At 65.0% G+C, this 15,070-nt stretch carries 16 protein-coding genes; 10 read left to right on the forward strand and 6 right to left on the reverse strand.

What is annotated here, in order from left to right; genetic code table 11:
• The first annotated feature begins 64 nt into the window (after positions 1–64).
• The gene (locus AB3X98_RS00610; protein WP_069262123.1) at positions 65–1,423 is read left to right on the forward strand and encodes an epoxide hydrolase family protein; all 1,359 of its coding nucleotides are present in this window, start codon (positions 65–67) and stop codon (positions 1,421–1,423) included.
• Positions 1,424–1,494: 71 nt separating this feature from the next.
• The gene (locus tag AB3X98_RS00615; protein WP_368603160.1) at positions 1,495–1,923 is read left to right on the forward strand and encodes a hypothetical protein; all 429 of its coding nucleotides are present in this window, start codon (positions 1,495–1,497) and stop codon (positions 1,921–1,923) included.
• 32 nt (positions 1,924–1,955) lie between these two features.
• Here AB3X98_RS00615 and AB3X98_RS00620 read toward each other — a convergent pair whose 3' ends face one another.
• Positions 1,956–2,582, reverse strand: a complete 627-nt coding sequence (locus AB3X98_RS00620) for a LysE family translocator (protein WP_368603161.1) — start codon at positions 2,580–2,582, stop codon at positions 1,956–1,958.
• A gap of 123 nt (positions 2,583–2,705) precedes the next feature.
• Here AB3X98_RS00620 and AB3X98_RS00625 point away from each other — a divergent pair, with 123 nt between their 5' ends.
• The 8 genes from AB3X98_RS00625 (at position 2,706) to AB3X98_RS00660 (ending at position 9,476) form a co-directional block, all read left to right on the forward strand.
• Positions 2,706–3,158, forward strand: a complete 453-nt coding sequence (locus AB3X98_RS00625; protein ID WP_069262125.1) for an Lrp/AsnC family transcriptional regulator — start codon at positions 2,706–2,708, stop codon at positions 3,156–3,158.
• Between the two features lie 174 nt (positions 3,159–3,332).
• Positions 3,333–3,752, forward strand: a complete 420-nt coding sequence (locus AB3X98_RS00630; RefSeq protein WP_069262126.1) for a MarR family winged helix-turn-helix transcriptional regulator — start codon at positions 3,333–3,335, stop codon at positions 3,750–3,752.
• A gap of 90 nt (positions 3,753–3,842) precedes the next feature.
• On the forward strand, positions 3,843–5,150 hold the full coding sequence (locus tag AB3X98_RS00635) for a chloride channel protein (RefSeq protein WP_368603162.1): 1,308 nt from the start codon (positions 3,843–3,845) through the stop codon (positions 5,148–5,150).
• 364 nt (positions 5,151–5,514) lie between these two features.
• Complete coding sequence (locus AB3X98_RS00640; protein ID WP_368603163.1) at positions 5,515–7,095, forward strand: isocitrate lyase; 1,581 nt, start codon at positions 5,515–5,517, stop codon at positions 7,093–7,095.
• A 140-nt stretch (positions 7,096–7,235) separates the two neighbouring features.
• Positions 7,236–7,454 (forward strand): DUF2945 domain-containing protein, encoded by a 219-nt coding sequence (locus AB3X98_RS00645; RefSeq protein WP_069262129.1) that lies wholly within the window; start codon positions 7,236–7,238, stop codon positions 7,452–7,454.
• A gap of 134 nt (positions 7,455–7,588) precedes the next feature.
• The gene (locus tag AB3X98_RS00650) at positions 7,589–8,155 is read left to right on the forward strand and encodes a hypothetical protein (protein WP_368603164.1); all 567 of its coding nucleotides are present in this window, start codon (positions 7,589–7,591) and stop codon (positions 8,153–8,155) included.
• 62 nt (positions 8,156–8,217) lie between these two features.
• Positions 8,218–8,625, forward strand: a complete 408-nt coding sequence (locus AB3X98_RS00655; RefSeq protein WP_368603165.1) for an OsmC family protein — start codon at positions 8,218–8,220, stop codon at positions 8,623–8,625.
• A gap of 5 nt (positions 8,626–8,630) precedes the next feature.
• On the forward strand, positions 8,631–9,476 hold the full coding sequence (locus tag AB3X98_RS00660; RefSeq protein WP_368603166.1) for a GNAT family N-acetyltransferase: 846 nt from the start codon (positions 8,631–8,633) through the stop codon (positions 9,474–9,476).
• 5 nt (positions 9,477–9,481) lie between these two features.
• On the opposite strand, the gene AB3X98_RS00665 is transcribed toward AB3X98_RS00660, so the two are convergent.
• The 5 genes from AB3X98_RS00665 to AB3X98_RS00685 all read right to left on the reverse strand — a co-directional run bounded on the left by AB3X98_RS00665 (position 9,482) and on the right by AB3X98_RS00685 (position 15,067).
• Positions 9,482–10,627: a lipocalin-like domain-containing protein gene (locus tag AB3X98_RS00665; RefSeq protein WP_368603167.1), complete on the reverse strand. Its 1,146-nt coding sequence runs from the start codon at positions 10,625–10,627 to the stop codon at positions 9,482–9,484.
• 4 nt (positions 10,628–10,631) lie between these two features.
• Complete coding sequence (locus tag AB3X98_RS00670) at positions 10,632–13,274, reverse strand: FtsX-like permease family protein (RefSeq protein WP_368603168.1); 2,643 nt, start codon at positions 13,272–13,274, stop codon at positions 10,632–10,634.
• Positions 13,275–13,277: 3 nt separating this feature from the next.
• On the reverse strand, positions 13,278–13,964 hold the full coding sequence (locus tag AB3X98_RS00675; RefSeq protein ID WP_069262422.1) for an ABC transporter ATP-binding protein: 687 nt from the start codon (positions 13,962–13,964) through the stop codon (positions 13,278–13,280).
• A gap of 25 nt (positions 13,965–13,989) precedes the next feature.
• Entirely contained in the window at positions 13,990–14,463 is a 474-nt protein-coding gene (locus AB3X98_RS00680) for a bacterioferritin (protein WP_069262423.1), read from the reverse strand.
• A gap of 112 nt (positions 14,464–14,575) precedes the next feature.
• A complete protein-coding gene (locus AB3X98_RS00685; RefSeq protein ID WP_069262132.1) occupies positions 14,576–15,067 on the reverse strand; it encodes an SRPBCC family protein in 492 nt (163 codons plus the stop codon).
• Positions 15,068–15,070 lie beyond the last annotated feature (3 nt).

Consider the following 15,070-nt stretch of genomic DNA (forward strand, 5'->3'; position numbering starts at 1 on the left):
TACGCCTGGTATTGCGAAGCATGCCCATGCGCTCTGCCTCCAATATCAGAAAAACGGAGGACCTATGTCTGACGATTTTCTCATCCCGTCGCCATCGCGCCGCCGCTTCATGGGCGCGACCGCGGCCGCCGTGGCCGCAGCCTCGCTGAGCCAGCTGGCGTTCTCGCAAACCCTGCAAGGCATCACCGAAGTCAAGTCCGCACCGAACGGCGACAAGACCGCGATTCGCCCGCTGCGCGTGCATGTGCCCGAAGCGCAGCTCGTCGATCTGCGACGCCGCATCAAGGCCACGCGCTGGCCCGACAAGGAAACTGTGAACGACGATTCGCAAGGCGTGCCGCTCGCAATGATGCAGGAGGTCGCCCGCCACTGGTCGACCGACTATGACTGGCGCCGCTGTGAAGCGAAGCTGAACGCGCTGCCGAATTACGTGACCGAAATCGACGGACTCGATATTCACTTCATTCATGTGCGCTCGAAGCACGAGAATGCCATGCCGCTCATCGTCACGCACGGTTGGCCTGGCTCGGTCATCGAGCAGTTCAAGATCATCGATCCACTGACCAATCCCACGGCTTACGGCGCGAGCGCCTCAGACGCCTTTCATCTGGTGATTCCGTCGCTGCCGGGCTATGGCTTCTCGGCCAGGCCGACCGAAGTGGGCTGGGGCCCCGAGCGGACCGCGCGCGCGTGGGTCGTGCTGATGAAGCGCCTTGGCTACGACAAGTTCGCGGCGCAAGGCGGCGACCTGGGCGGTATCGTCGCGAACGTGATGGCCAAGCAGGCGCCGCCTGAACTGCTCGGCATTCACGTGAATTTCCCGGCGACGATTCCGCCCGAAATCGCCAAGGCGCTGCAAGCCGGCTCGCCCCCGCCAGCCAATCTCGGCGACGACGAAAAGCACGCCTACGAGCAGCTCGCGAGCGCAGCCAAATCGCGGCGCGCCTACGCGCTCGAACAGGGCACGCGCCCGCAAACGCTCTATGGGCTCTCGGATTCGCCGATCGCGCTGGCCAGCTGGCTGCTCGATCACGGCGACGGCTATATCCAGCCGGCCGCGGCGCTCACCTCGGCCGTATACGGGCGCGACGTCAACGGCGAATCGGCGGGCGCGATGACGCGCGACGACGTCCTCGACGACATCACGCTCTACTGGCTGACGAACACGGGCATCTCGGCCGCTCGCTTCTACTGGGAGTCGCACTTCAATTTCCTGGCCGCCGCCGATGTATCGGTGCCGGCCGCGGTGAGCGTCTTCCCACGCGAGAACTATCAGGCGCCGCGCAGCTGGACCGAGCGCGCCTACCACGACCTCATCTATTACAACCGGCCCGACAAGGGCGGCCACTTTGCGGCGTGGGAACAGCCGCAACTGTTCGCGCAAGAGGTGCGAGCGGGCTTGCGGCCGCTGCGGCAGCAATAACGCGCTGCCGTCTCTCCGAGGCGCCGGGACGCGACTTCCGGCGCCGACCTGAAACCGAAGGAACATCCGACATGAAATTCAACGACACTGCGCCTGTATTGGCGCCCGAAAACACGCCGCCGCTCTGGCTGGCGAGACTGGCAAACAATGCAACGCTGGAAGCGACCGTCCTGAAGCGTCCGATAGAGGGCCGCGCGGACATCCTTTCCGTGATCAGACATGCCGTTTCTCTCTATGAGTTCCAGCATCACAGCTACAAGGGGGAAATCGGCAACAACCTGTATATGGAGTCCTACCGATCGCAGATCCAGGGAGAACCCATCGAAACCGTCGTCGTCGCGCATCTGAACCAGAATGGCGAAACGGACTCGGTCGTCATCAACCACCGGCCGCTCGAGGCAGCGATGTTATTTTCGACCCTGATGTGGGAACGGGTAGACGAACGATTCCGCGACTACTATTTGAGCGGACCGGAAGCGGCGGCCATGAAAACGGCGTAGTTCGGCAAGCGGCGTCGAGCCGCCTGCGGCCGTCAACGCATGAAAGCAAAAGCCTGCTCGGCAAACAGAATGACCGCAACCACGATCATCGTCGCGCCGGACAGCTGGCTCACCCTGCGGGCAGCCGTTGGCCGGGTCGTCAGAATGGCCTTCGATCCCACGCCGACGACGGAGTACACCGACGCGCAATTGATCATGTGCAGCAGACCCAGCGCCACGATCTGCGTGGAGACCGGCCACAAGGCATCGCGCCGCGTGAACTGCGGCAGGAGCGCGACGAACAACAGAATGGCCTTCGGATTGAGACCGCTGATCGCGAAGCCGCGCAACGTCCATCGCCACCGGCTTCTCTCGTCCTGCGCCCGTCCAGCCGGGAGTTCCGAAGGCCGCATCAATGTCCTGATACCGAGCCAAACCAGGTAGGCCCCGCCAACGGCAGTCAGTACGGGAAGCACGCCGGGGACGCTCATCACCAGCGTTCCCACACCTGCTGCCACGATCAGCGTGATCGCGAGATAGCCGGCCAGCATGCCGCCAACGGCGGGTGCGACCGCGCCGCCGCGCAGTCCCGCCGAAATCACGTACGCCCAATCCGCGCCGGGGACCATCACCAGTGAGATCGATACGATCCAGAACGCCGTCAACAAACTGGCTTCCACTTCTACACTCGCTTCCTGTCAGGCGGGCGCCACCGCCCGAAGGCGCAAATGGTAGGCCCTGGGACGCGAAAAGTGCTCCCTATGTCTTGCGTGTTGCGGGCGCTGAACGCTAATATTTAGCGCATGGACGCGATCGATCGAAAAATTCTTGCTGAGATCCAGCAGGATGGACGAATTTCCCTCACCGAGCTGAGCGAGCGGGTTGGCTTGAGCGTCTCCCCATGCCAGCGGCGGCTGCGCGCGCTGGAGAGCGAGCAGGTGATCAGCGGTTACCGCGCCACGATCGACGCTTCGGCAGTCGGCCTGAATTTTTCCGCGATCGTCTTCGCGACCTTGCGCGAAGGCAGCAGTGAGAACGTGCAATCGTTCGAGGACGCGCTCATCGACATTCCCGAAATCACGCGCGCGGAGCGTCTGTTCGGCGAACCCGACTACATGCTGCATGTCGTCACGCGGGATCTGAAGGCGTTCCAAACCCTCTATGATCGCCGGCTTCTGCCGCTGCCGTCGGTACTGCGGCTGACGTCGACGCTCGTGATGAAGAGCATCTTTCAGGACCGGCCGCTTCCGTTGTGATCGTGACTTGACGTTAGCGTCAAGGAACCTCCTTTTTCACGCTGCTTGCACTCCTGGCTGGATTTGCGCGAACTGCGCATTGAGTACGACACAACCTCCCCGACGACCGGTCCGCAGCACCCCCTTCGCCCGGCGAGGCACTCCGCACGACCGGCAACGCATCAGGAACCGCACATGAATTCAGGCAAATCAACCAGACGCGGGCTGCCAGGCAAGCGCGAACTCGAAGCGATGTCGGCGTTCCGGTATGACCTGCGCAAGTTTCTGCGGGCGTCCGAAGAAATTGCCAACGCCGCGGGCATCACGACGCTCCAGTACCAGTTGCTGCTGCACGTATGCGGCTTTCCCGATCGCAACTGGGCGACCGTCGGCGAACTCGCGGAGCGGTTACAGGCGGCCCCGAATGGCACTGCAGCGCTCGTCTCGCGCTGCGAATCGGCCGGGCTCGTGACGCGCAAACCCGATCCCGCCGACCGGCGCCAGGTGCAGGTCCATCTCACGGCGAAGGGCGAGATGTTCCTGCTCGAACTCGCGGCCGAGCACAAGGCGGTCTATGGCGCGTTCGGCTGGGTGTTCGACGAGGCCGGCAGCTAGCCCTTCCCGCAGCGGATCTATTGGTCTGGCGCGGGGGAAAAGGCAATTTATGTCACAATGTGCCTTAAATGCCATTTTCTCCGGCCATCCATGCGATTTTCGAACATTTTTGATCGGCGCACGATTGTGCGAAGCCATCGGCGCTGGCGCTATTTCGGCGTCTTCTGGGCCGGCGCCATCGCGACAGGGCTCATCGCAGTCATGTACGCGCGGCTCATCGACTTCGGCTTCGACGTCTTTGTGAAGATGACCGCCCATAACGGGTGGTTGCCGCTTGTCATCACGCCGGCCATCGCCGCGTTCAGCGTCTGGGCCACGCGCCGCTGGTTTCCGGGTTCGGAGGGCAGCGGCATCCCGCAGGTCATCGCGACGTTGCACGATGTGCGCGGACTCGGCCCGCGCCTTCTTACGCTGCGCATCCTGATCGGCAAGATCGCCCTGTCGTTTCTCGCGATTGTCGGCGGATTCACGATTGGCCGCGAAGGGCCGACCATCCACGTGGGCGCGGCGCTCATGTACAGTCTGCGGCGCTTCTACCCGGCGCGCCTGCGCAGCATGTACGGCGTCGGCCTCGAATACAAGCTCGCGCTCGCGGGCGCGGCCGCCGGACTTTCCGCTGCGTTCAATGCGCCGCTCGCGGGCGTGGTCTTCGCCATCGAGGAACTCACACGCAGCTTCGAGGCGAAAACCAGCGGCGTGATCATCACGGCCATCATCTTTGCGGGCGTCGTCTCACTCGCGCTGCAAGGCAACTATGTGTATTTCGGCACCATCGCCATCGGCGGCCATTTTCCCGATCTGCTCGCCGTCGCCGTCATTCTCGTCGGCGTGATCACGGGCGTCGCGGGCGGCGTGTTCTGCTGGCTGCTGCTCAATACCGAGCGATGGATGCCCGCACGCTTGTTCATTCTCCGAAAGGACAGCCCCATAGCGTTCGGCGCGCTGTGCGGTTTGTTCATCGCCGTGATCGGCGTGGCGAGCGGCGGCCACCTGTTCGGCAGCGGCTATTCGGAAGCGCGCGGCATGCTCGAAGGCCACTCGCAGCTCGGCGCCGCTTATCCCGTGCTGAAAATGGCCTCGATGGTGGGCTCGTACCTGCCGGGCACGCCGGGCGGCCTTTTTGCGCCGTCGCTGGCGATCGGCGCCGGCATCGGCAATGCGCTGCACATGGTGTTCGGGCAGATGCAGCTGCCGATGCTGATCGCGCTCGGCATGGTCGGCTATCTGGCCGCCGTCACGCAAAGCCCGATCACGGCATTCGTCATCGTCATCGAAATGATCGACGGGCACGCACTCGTGATCTCGTTGATGGCAACGGCGCTCGTGTCGAGCCAGGTCTCGAAGCTGTTCGCGCCGCCGCTGTATGAAGCCCTGGCGCATCGCTATCTGAAGCAGTGACGCGCGCTGAGACGTCCGTTCGTGAGAACGGACGTCTACCCAAACCCCCGCCTCTCTTTGCTCGAGCCATCCGCGCTCGCCCGCCCCGGCCACCGAAAGCGCACTTCACATCGTGAAATTCAGCTTGAATTCCCGAAGCGGCGCCGTTTCGCTTTGTGAAAACATGTTCTACAGCGCAAAAATTGTTCGCTATCTCTTTGATAAATAACGAATAAATAACTCATATGTCTTATATAAGACTTTGCTGCGACGCATCAGGAAGCCCCTACAATTGAGCCATGCAGTTCGCTTCGACGTACGTGGCGGCACGCTGAACCCCTTTCATTCAATCGCGCTTTGCTCTTCGGAGACTTAGGAGATACACATGGCTCAATATCAGGACGACATCAAGGCAGTGGCTGCTTTGAAGGAGAAACAAGGCAGCGCCTGGAATGCCATCAACCCCGAATCCGCCGCACGCATGCGGGCCCAGAACAAGTTCAAGACGGGCCTCGACATCGCGAAGTACACGGCGAAGATCATGCGCGCCGATATGGCTGCCTACGACGCCGATCCATCGAAGTACACGCAGTCGCTGGGTTGCTGGCACGGCTTCATTGGCCAGCAGAAGATGATCTCCATTAAGAAGCACTTCAACAGCACCGAGCGCCGCTACCTTTACCTGTCGGGCTGGATGGTGGCCGCGCTGCGCTCCGAGTTCGGCCCGCTGCCGGACCAGTCGATGCACGAGAAGACCTCCGTCAGCGCGCTGATCCGCGAGCTGTACACCTTCCTGCGCCAGGCCGACGCCCGCGAGCTGGGCGGCCTGTTCCGTCAGCTGGACGCCGCTGTTGGCCCGGCCAAGGCGGCCATCCAGGAGAAGATCGACAACCACGTCACCCACGTCGTGCCGATCATCGCCGACATCGACGCGGGCTTCGGCAACGCGGAAGCCACCTACCTGCTGGCCAGGCAGTTCATCGAAGCGGGCGCATGCTGCATCCAGATCGAAAATCAGGTGTCCGACGAGAAGCAGTGCGGCCACCAGGACGGCAAGGTCACCGTGCCGCACGAGGACTTCCTGGCCAAGGTCCGCGCGATCCGCTACGCCTTCCTCGAACTGGGCGTGGACGACGGCATCATCGTGTGCCGTACCGACTCGCTGGGCGCCGGCCTGACCAAGCAGATCGCCGTGACCCACACGCCGGGCGACCTGGGCGACCAATACAATTCGTTCCTCGACTGTGACGAAATCGCGGCCGACGCGCTGGGCAACGGTGACGTCGTCATCAAGCGCGAGGGCAAGCTGTTGCGTCCGAAGCGCCTGCCGAGCAACCTGTTCCAGTTCCGCGCCGGCACGGGCGAAGCACGCTGCGTCCTCGATTGCATCACCTCGCTGCAAAACGGTGCCGACCTGCTGTGGATCGAAACCGAAAAGCCGCATATCGCCCAGATCGCCGGCATGGTCAACGAGATTCGCAAGGTCATCCCGAACGCCAAGCTGGTGTACAACAACAGCCCGTCGTTCAACTGGACGCTGAACTTCCGCCAGCAGGCGTATGACGCGATGAAGGCCGCGGGCAAGGACGTGTCGGCATACGACCGCGCCCAGCTGATGAGCGCGGAGTACGACGAGAGCGAACTGGCGAAGGCCGCGGACGAAAAGATCCGCACCTTCCAGGCCGACGCGTCGCGCGAAGCCGGTATCTTCCATCATCTCATCACACTGCCGACGTATCACACCGCTGCGCTGTCGACCGACAACCTCGCCCGCGAATACTTCGGCGACCAGGGCATGCTGGGTTATGTCGCTGGCGTGCAGCGCAAGGAAATCCGTCAGGGCATCGCCTGCGTCAAGCACCAGAACATGTCCGGCTCGGATATCGGCGACGACCACAAGGACTATTTCAGCGGCGAAGCGGCGCTGAAGGCGGCGGGTAAAGACAACACGATGAATCAGTTCTGACACCTGTCATTCCCGACGTAAAAACGCCAACTCAATCGGGTTGGCGTTTTTTTATGCGTCGAGATCGCTCGCCGGGACCTCAGCCGCAGGAACGAAGAATGCGACTCCGGAGGGGGATTCAACCACCGGAGCGCACAATCATGTCCCATCGACTCAAAACAGGCGATCGCGTCACGTGGAACACCCCGGAAGGCATGACGACGGGCACGGTCGTCCGCCGTATCATCAGGGATACGGAACTGGAAGGCCACACTGTCGCCGCGTCGAAGGACGACCCGTATTACGAGGTCGAAAGCGAAAAAGACGGTCAGCACGCGGTGCAACCCGCCGATGGACTGGAAAAGGTGCACAAGCACTGACCTGCGCGGAATTACATAGTCGAATTCGTCGGCCAGTAGTTCGACCTCATTGAGGGACAGGCTCTCAGTTCCCTGATACAACTCGAAACGTTCTGTGCACGATGAGTCGGTAAACTTCTCGTGCGGGCGTGCCGATGGCTTGCCGAAACGCACCTGCTGTTACCCCTCATCACCCTTTCCCCGGCACGCGGCGGTACGCCCGCGCCGGGGAATATGACCTGGAACGTATTGTGGACGACCGATTCGACCGGCGCGAACTGTTGCTGCACCTTGGAGATGTTCTGGAAGCGATGCGCAACGTCGGCGCGACTCAAGCCTTCTCGCCCGTTGCGCTCCTTGCTTCGCGCGAGCCTTCCTTGCAGGCGTTGCCCTTTCTGCAGCACATGTCGCCTCGCTTGCGCGCAAGAGATTTTCTTGAACGGGCCGCAAGCGCCTACGCGCGCTGGCCAAGGGCGCTTCTGGAGACCGAACTCGATCGCGCCGAGCTTGCCTCGACGGTGCAGCGCGAACTCTTCGCGGACGATCCGCTAGCTTGGGCATCGTACGCCGCCTACGTCAGGCAGAAGGTCAGCTGGTTCGGACTCGAACTCGATAAGTCGACGCACGCCTCGACAGCGGTGAACGATGATGACGAGGAGAACGGCGGAACTTCACCTACGCCTGCGATGAAGACGGGCTGGCCATGGAAGCCGATCGAGTAAGCTACTCTCCCCCGCTTCGCTAATGTGATCGCCCGCGAGACCCAACCACCGAGGAGTTACCCATGCCGCTCGCTACCGCTACTGCCAGCCTCGCCGCCGACGCGCCCAACTACGTCGTCGCCATCGAGGCTGGCCGCCACCCGCTGACCGGCGACGAAGGCCCGCACGAAGGCGGCCAGGACCGCGGCCCCGCGCCATTCGCGTTCGTGCTGTCCGGGCTTGCCGCATGCACGGCCGCCACGCTGCGCATGTACATGCAGCGCAAGACCTGGCCCGCCGCCGCGATCGCCGTCGAGGTCAGCCTGCATGCGGATCACGACGGGACCCAGTACATCCGGCGCGGCGTCGCAGTCGACGGACCGCTTGAAGAAGCGCAGCGCGCGCGCCTGGCCGAAATTTGCGAAAAGACGCCCGTCACGCTCTTCATCAAGCGCGGCACGCGCATCGACACGACCTTGCGCATTGGATGAACGTCATGGATCGAACCGGCGACTTCATCGTACGCACCATGTCGACCGACGAGGTGGCACTGGCGGTCGAATGGGCAGCCGCTGAGGGCTGGAACCCCGGGTGGCACGACCCGCGCTGCTTCCGTGAAGCGGACCCGGACGGCTTCCTCGTCGGCGTTTTGCGCGGTGAGCCCGTCGCGAGCCTCTGTGCCGTTGCGTACGACGACAGCTTTGGCTTCATCGGCCTCTACATCGTGAAACCCGGATTTCGCGGCAAGGGCTTCGGCATGCGCATCTGGCAGCACGGCATGCGTTACCTGGGAGACCGTAACATCGGTCTCGATGGCGTCGTCGCCCAACAGGCGAACTACGGGAAGTCCGGATTCCGGCTCGCGTACCGCAACATCCGCTATCAGGGGCGCGTGAGCGGCATCGGGTGCGCGTGTGTCGTGCCAGCCGCCGACGTGCCGTTCGAGCAGTTGCTTGCCTACGATCGCGCCTGTTTTCCCGCGGGGCGCGAGCGTTTCCTCCGCGCCTGGGTTGCGCAGCCGGATGCCGTTGCGCTCGCAACGGTCGAGGCGGGCCGCGTTGCCGGATACGGCGTCGTGCGTCGCTGCGAGGCGGGCTGCAAGATCGGGCCGCTCTTCGCCGACGATGCGGACGTCGCCACGGGCCTCTTTCGCGCGCTGGCGGCGAGCATGCCGGGCGAGGTCATCGTGCTCGACGTGCCGGAGACGAACCCTGCGGCCGTCGCGCTGGCAGAACGGCACGGTATGACGAGCGTCTTCGAAACCGCGCGGATGTACACGAAAAACGCGCCCGCGATTGCGATCGATCGCGTCTTCGGCGTGACGTCGTTCGAGCTGGGTTGACAGATCTAAAGCTGGAGCCGCTGAACATAGCCCGTGAGTTCGAGATAGCCGCGTCCCAGCGGTCTTCCTGCGGGTTTCGTCGCGGTTTTCTCAGCATCGGTGCTCGCCGCGTCCGCCTGAAACGCCGTCACCGCCCCCTCCCAATACACCGCGCCGGTGCTCGCGCGGCTGTCGAACTCCTGATCGTCCATGAGCGGCGCGAGCGTCAGATGCACGTCCTGCGCATCGACGCGCATCGCCACCGGATACTGTGCGCCGGTATGCGGCGAACGCCACTGGCGCAGCGGCGTGAAGCGGATGCTATCGGGCGATAGCGTATGCGTGCTGCCATCGGCGGCGCGCAGCGTGCCGCCGGCCCAGAACTTGTGGCCTGCCTTGTCGCGAATCTGCAAAGCCATGAGCGCGCCGCCGTCGTCGAAGTTGATGCCGATCCAGTCCCAGCCGACCGCGCCGTCTGCGAGCGGCGCCGACGACCATTCGTGATCGAGCCACGCCTGCCCTCGCACGTGCCCGGCATGGCCAGTCGATTGACCACCGCGCTTGAGCATGCCGTCGACTTGCAGCCACGGCACACTGTAGTAGTAGCTCGCTTCGTCCGGCAGCGGGCCTTTGCGGCTGTACCCGCCCTGCCCGTTGACGAGCACCGGCTGCGTCGGCGCCAGAGTCAAGGCGAACGTGAAGTCGGGCGTAGCGACGTTCAGGCGGTAGCGGCCATCCGTGTTGCGCTCGATCAACCAGTCGTCGATATGGACTGCCGTGTCCGTCTCGCTCGCTTGCGCGAGACCGAAGCCGCGGCGCGCAATCCGCTGGTCGTGCTGCAGCTTGCCCGCGTGCGGATCGCTCAGCGCCACGTTGGCGAACAGCAACTGATTCGGCGCGAAGCGGCTCGGATTCGCTTCGTCGAGCGCGGGGCGCGAGCGGAAGAATGTCGCTTCGAAGCCCAGCGATGCATCGGCAGCCGCGTCGGCGTCCGGTTGCAGCCAGCCGGTCACGTACCACCATTCGGTGCGGTAGCTCGAATGCGCGCCATAGTCGCGCGGGAATACGAGCGGCTGTCCGCTCGTCACCGCCGGAAAATCCGGCATGCGCGCCCATGCAACGCCTTGCGACAGCGCGGCGAGCGACGATAAGAGAAACGTGCGCCGTCTCATCGCGTCACCAATCGTCGCGCACAGCGCGCACCGCATCGACCGACATCGCGGCGCGCGAACTCAGGAGCGCCGTGAGCGCGGCGGCCACGACGACCGCCGAGGCCAGCGCCGCCAGCAATCCCCATGGCATATGCACACTCATCGTCCAGTGAAACGATTGCGGGTTGACGACATGCACGAGCACCATCGCGAGACTCAGGCCCAGCGTCAAGCCGGCAAGCACGCCGAGCAGCGCAACGAGCGCACCCTCCATCGCGAGCATGAGCCCGATCTGGCGACGCGTCACGCCGATATGCCGCAGCATGCCGAACTCGCGCGTGCGGGCGAGCGCTTGCGACCCGAAGCTCGCGCCGACGCCGAACAAGCCGATGATCACCGCCACCGCTTCCAGCAGATACGTCACGGCGAAGCTGCGGTCGAAGATCCGCAGGCTCGCCGCGCGGATCTCGCCGGGCTGCGCGAACTCGAGACGCTGCCCGCCATGCACGCTCTCGCGCAAGCGTGCGATCGCTTGCGCCGGCGCCACGCCCGCGTCGAGCCACAAGGCGGCATCGGTTACGCGCGTGTCGCGGGTCAGCCGTCGATAGACGCTCGCGTCGATCACGATGGCCCCGAACTGGCGTGCATAGTCGCGCCAGATGCCGGCCACCGTAAACGGCAAGCGCTGGCCCGCCAGCGGCAGCGTGATGCGTTGGCCTGTGTGCATCCCGTACAGATCGGCGGCCGCCTCGCTGATCCACACCGGCGGCGGCTCGCCCGCTTGCGGTACGCGAGGCGCAGTCGTCAGCGGCAGGCGCGCGGCGGGGTTGCGCGCATCGATGGGTCGCGCGAGCAGGCTCACGGGCGGCAGGCGAGTATCGAGCGAGATTTGCGTCGCGCGCAGAAACTCGGCGCGCGCGATACCGGGTGTCGCTGCGATGACTGCCTGATCGCCCGGCGAAAGGAATGCGCTGTCGCCGCCCGGCGAAGCGCGCAGATAGAGCGGCGCGGGCAGCAGCAACTGCAGCCAGTCGTCGACGGCGACGCGAAAACTCGACACCATGATCGCCATCGCCGTCATCAGGCTGAAGCTCGTGACGATGCCCGCGAGCCCGATCGTCGCGCGGCCGGGGGCATTGGCGAGCTGCGCCAGCACGAGCTGCGGCAAGACATGATTCGAGCGCGGCAGCACGGCGAACACGGCGCGCGCGAGCGCCGGCATCGCCAGCACGCCGCCCAGCAACAACAGCGCGATGGACAGATAGCCGAACACCGGCAAGCCCGCCACGGGCGGCAATAGCGCGGTGACGAGCCCGGCGGCGATCGCGAGCAGCGCCGCCGTGACCGTGCGCTTGGTACGCAGCCGGGCGGCCGGCGCTTCCTCGTCGCCCGCCTTCAGCGCCCGCGCGGGTCGCGCCCTCGCGGCTTCGAGCGCCGGCGCGAGACTGCCGAGCACCGACGCGGCCATCCCCAGCGCAAAAAATATTGCCGCCGGCATGGCATCGAAATGCACGCGCGGCTGCACGCCTTCGAAATAGCCGCCGCCCAGATCGCCGCCCGCATAGCGGAGCACGGCCGCCGCGAGCGCGAAGCCGATGGCGAGCCCCGCCGCCGCGCCGAGCACGCCGAGGATCGCGCCCTCGGTGACGACGAGCCACAGCACGCCACGCTGCGTCACGCCGATCGCGCGCAACAGCGCAAACTGCGCACGACGCCGCAGTACGGCCAGGGCCTGCATCGTGAAGACGAGGAACGCCCCGGTGAACAGCGCAACGAGCGCGAGCACGTTGAGATTCGCGCGATACGCACGCGAGAGCATCGAGGTGCGCCGGGCGTTGTCACCCGGTGTGAAGGCGGCGACACCCGCGGGCAAGCGCGGCGCGAGCGAATGCGCGAACACTTCGGCATCGACGCCCGGCTTGAGCTTGATGTCGATGCGCTCGAGTGTGCCGAGCCGCTGCAGGCGCCATTGCGCGGCGCCGATGTCCATCACGCCGACACGCACCGCATCGCCCGAGGCGGGCAACACACCCGCGACGCGCAGGGCGACCGAAGCGAGCCCGACCTGCACCATGAGCGAATCGCCAGGCTTGAGCGCGAGCCAGCTCAGCGCGGCTGGCGAAAGAAATACGGTGTCCGGGTCGAGCAGATCGAGCGTGCTGGCCTTCGTACCGTTCGTGCCATGCGTGCCATGCGTGCCATTCGTACGATCGGCCAGTTCCACGCGTCCGACGAGATTCGGCGTGACATACCCTGCGCGAAACACATCGACGCCGAGAAGTTTCAGCGACTCGTCGCGTCCCGCGACGCGCGCATCGACCTCCACCACCGGGCTGACCGCGGCGACCTCGGGCAAGCTGGCAATGCGCGGGTACAGCGCTTCATCGAAACCGGCACGCGGCCCGCGCAGCTCGATATCCGCATTGCCCATCAGCGAGTTGACAGTGGCCGACAGCTCGTTGAGCGCCGCGCGATTGATCAACTGTACCGCGTAGCCCATCGCGACGCCCGCGGCAATCGCGAGAATGCCGATCAGCGTGCGCAGCGGATGCGCGCGCATTTCCCCGGCGATGAGCGCCGCGCCGACGCCGCCAGCAGGCGTGCGATCGCCCCGGCAACGCGATGCGGCAGCGTCGCGCGATGAACCCACGGCACCGAACCAGCGCATCGCCTACGCGCCGCCTGGGCCGGGCGAGTACGGCTCGAGCCCGGCGGGCGTGAGCCGCAGCACGCGGTCGGCGGCAGCCGCCACGGCGACCGAATGCGTCGCGAGCAGCACGCCCGCGCCGTTCTTTTGCGCCAGTTCGCGCAGCAGCGCGAGGATGCGCATCGCCGTGTCGTGATCGAGATTGCCGGTGGGCTCGTCGGCCAGCACGAGACGCGGCTGATGCACGAGCGCGCGCGCGATCGCTACCCGCTGCAACTCGCCGCCCGACAATTCACGCGGCAGCGCGCGCTCGCGCCCGCCGAGCCCGACTGCATGCAGCACGGACGAGACGCGCACCGGCACGTCTTTCGCCCGCATGCCGTTCAGGAGCAGCGGCAGCGCGATGTTCTGCGCCGCCGAGAGGTTCGGCAGCACATGGAAGGCCTGGAACACGAAGCCCATCTTCTGTCGGCGCTGCAGGGTGGCCGCGTCGTCGTCGAGTGCACCGAGGTCGTGTCCGTCGAAGACGATCTGTCCCGCGTCCGGCCGGTCGAGACCGGCCGCGAGATTGAGCAGCGTCGATTTTCCGGCGCCCGATTCGCCCATGATGGCGACGCATTCACCCGAGCGCAATTCGAGATTCACGCCGCGCAGCACGTTGCGCGGCGTGGTGCCGTCATAGTGCTTCGATACGTTGGCGAGCGTCAGCATCATGTCGAACCTAACGCAGCGCCTGTCAGGCGGGCCCCATGTCCTGCCGCGGCGACGTCGCGGTCGTGCCCGGCCGGCGCAGCATCTTGTCGACCTCGCCCGCGTGCAGCTCCTCGACCTGGATCATCTGGCGCGCGTACTCTTCGAGCGCAACCGAGCGGTCTGCCACGAGCGAAAGCAGCTCGCGGTAAAGACCGAGCGCGATCTGCTCGGCCTCGAGCGATTCGCGCAGGATGGCCCCGATATCGAAGGTATGGGAATCGAGCAGCGGACCGATGGCGAGCGACGGATACGCGCCGAGCGTCGTGATCCATTCGCCGGCCTGCTGCGCATGCAGGAGCGACTCGTCCGCCTGCTGCCGCAGCCACGAGACGATCGGAATGCGGCCGAAGCCGAAGACCAGGAACGAATAGTGCGTGTACCGCACAACGCCCGCCAGCTCGGATTCGAGGATCTTGTTCAGCACGGCGACGACGGGCTCCTTCTCGATCTCAGTCATGTTGCCTCCCATGCACGGCAAGTAAGCGGTGGGCAATGTTCATAACACCTCCGTCTCGCGGAAATCTCGCAGAAAGCGTGTGCAAACGCACTGACGAATTCGATTGTTGCACTTATCGCGGTTCGCCGCTGCAATCGATCAAACGAGCCTCGAGCAGGCGCGCAAGCGCCAGGCCGCCTTCGCGCATGATCGAATCGTGATTCCAGCGGAATATCAACCGTACGAGGGGCGCGAATGCGAGCGCGCTCATCCACGCACTGGCCGTCCTGACATGCCAATCGTAGCGCACCATCGTGCGGCTGCCGTCGGCCGCGAAATGCCAGCGCCCCACGCCCTCCAGCGCGCCGCTGGCCTCTCCCTCGAGCGCGAGGAGCGGCGCGACGCGCGTGACGCGAACGTCGATGATCACGCGATAAGGCAGCACGCCTTTCCACGTGTAACGATGCACCGCCCCCAGCCCGTCGGTCTCGCCCGCCCGCAACTCGCGTACCGCTTCGACGTTCTTCCACCAGCTCGGCCAGTTCATCGAATCGTGGATCGCGTCCCATACCGGCTGCACCGGCGCCTCGATGCACCACGAGGTCGTCAGACGGAATTCCGCCATCGT

The organism is Paraburkholderia sp. BR14312 (genome assembly GCF_040948675.1).
Classification (GTDB): Bacteria; Pseudomonadota; Gammaproteobacteria; order Burkholderiales; family Burkholderiaceae; genus Paraburkholderia; species Paraburkholderia nodosa_A.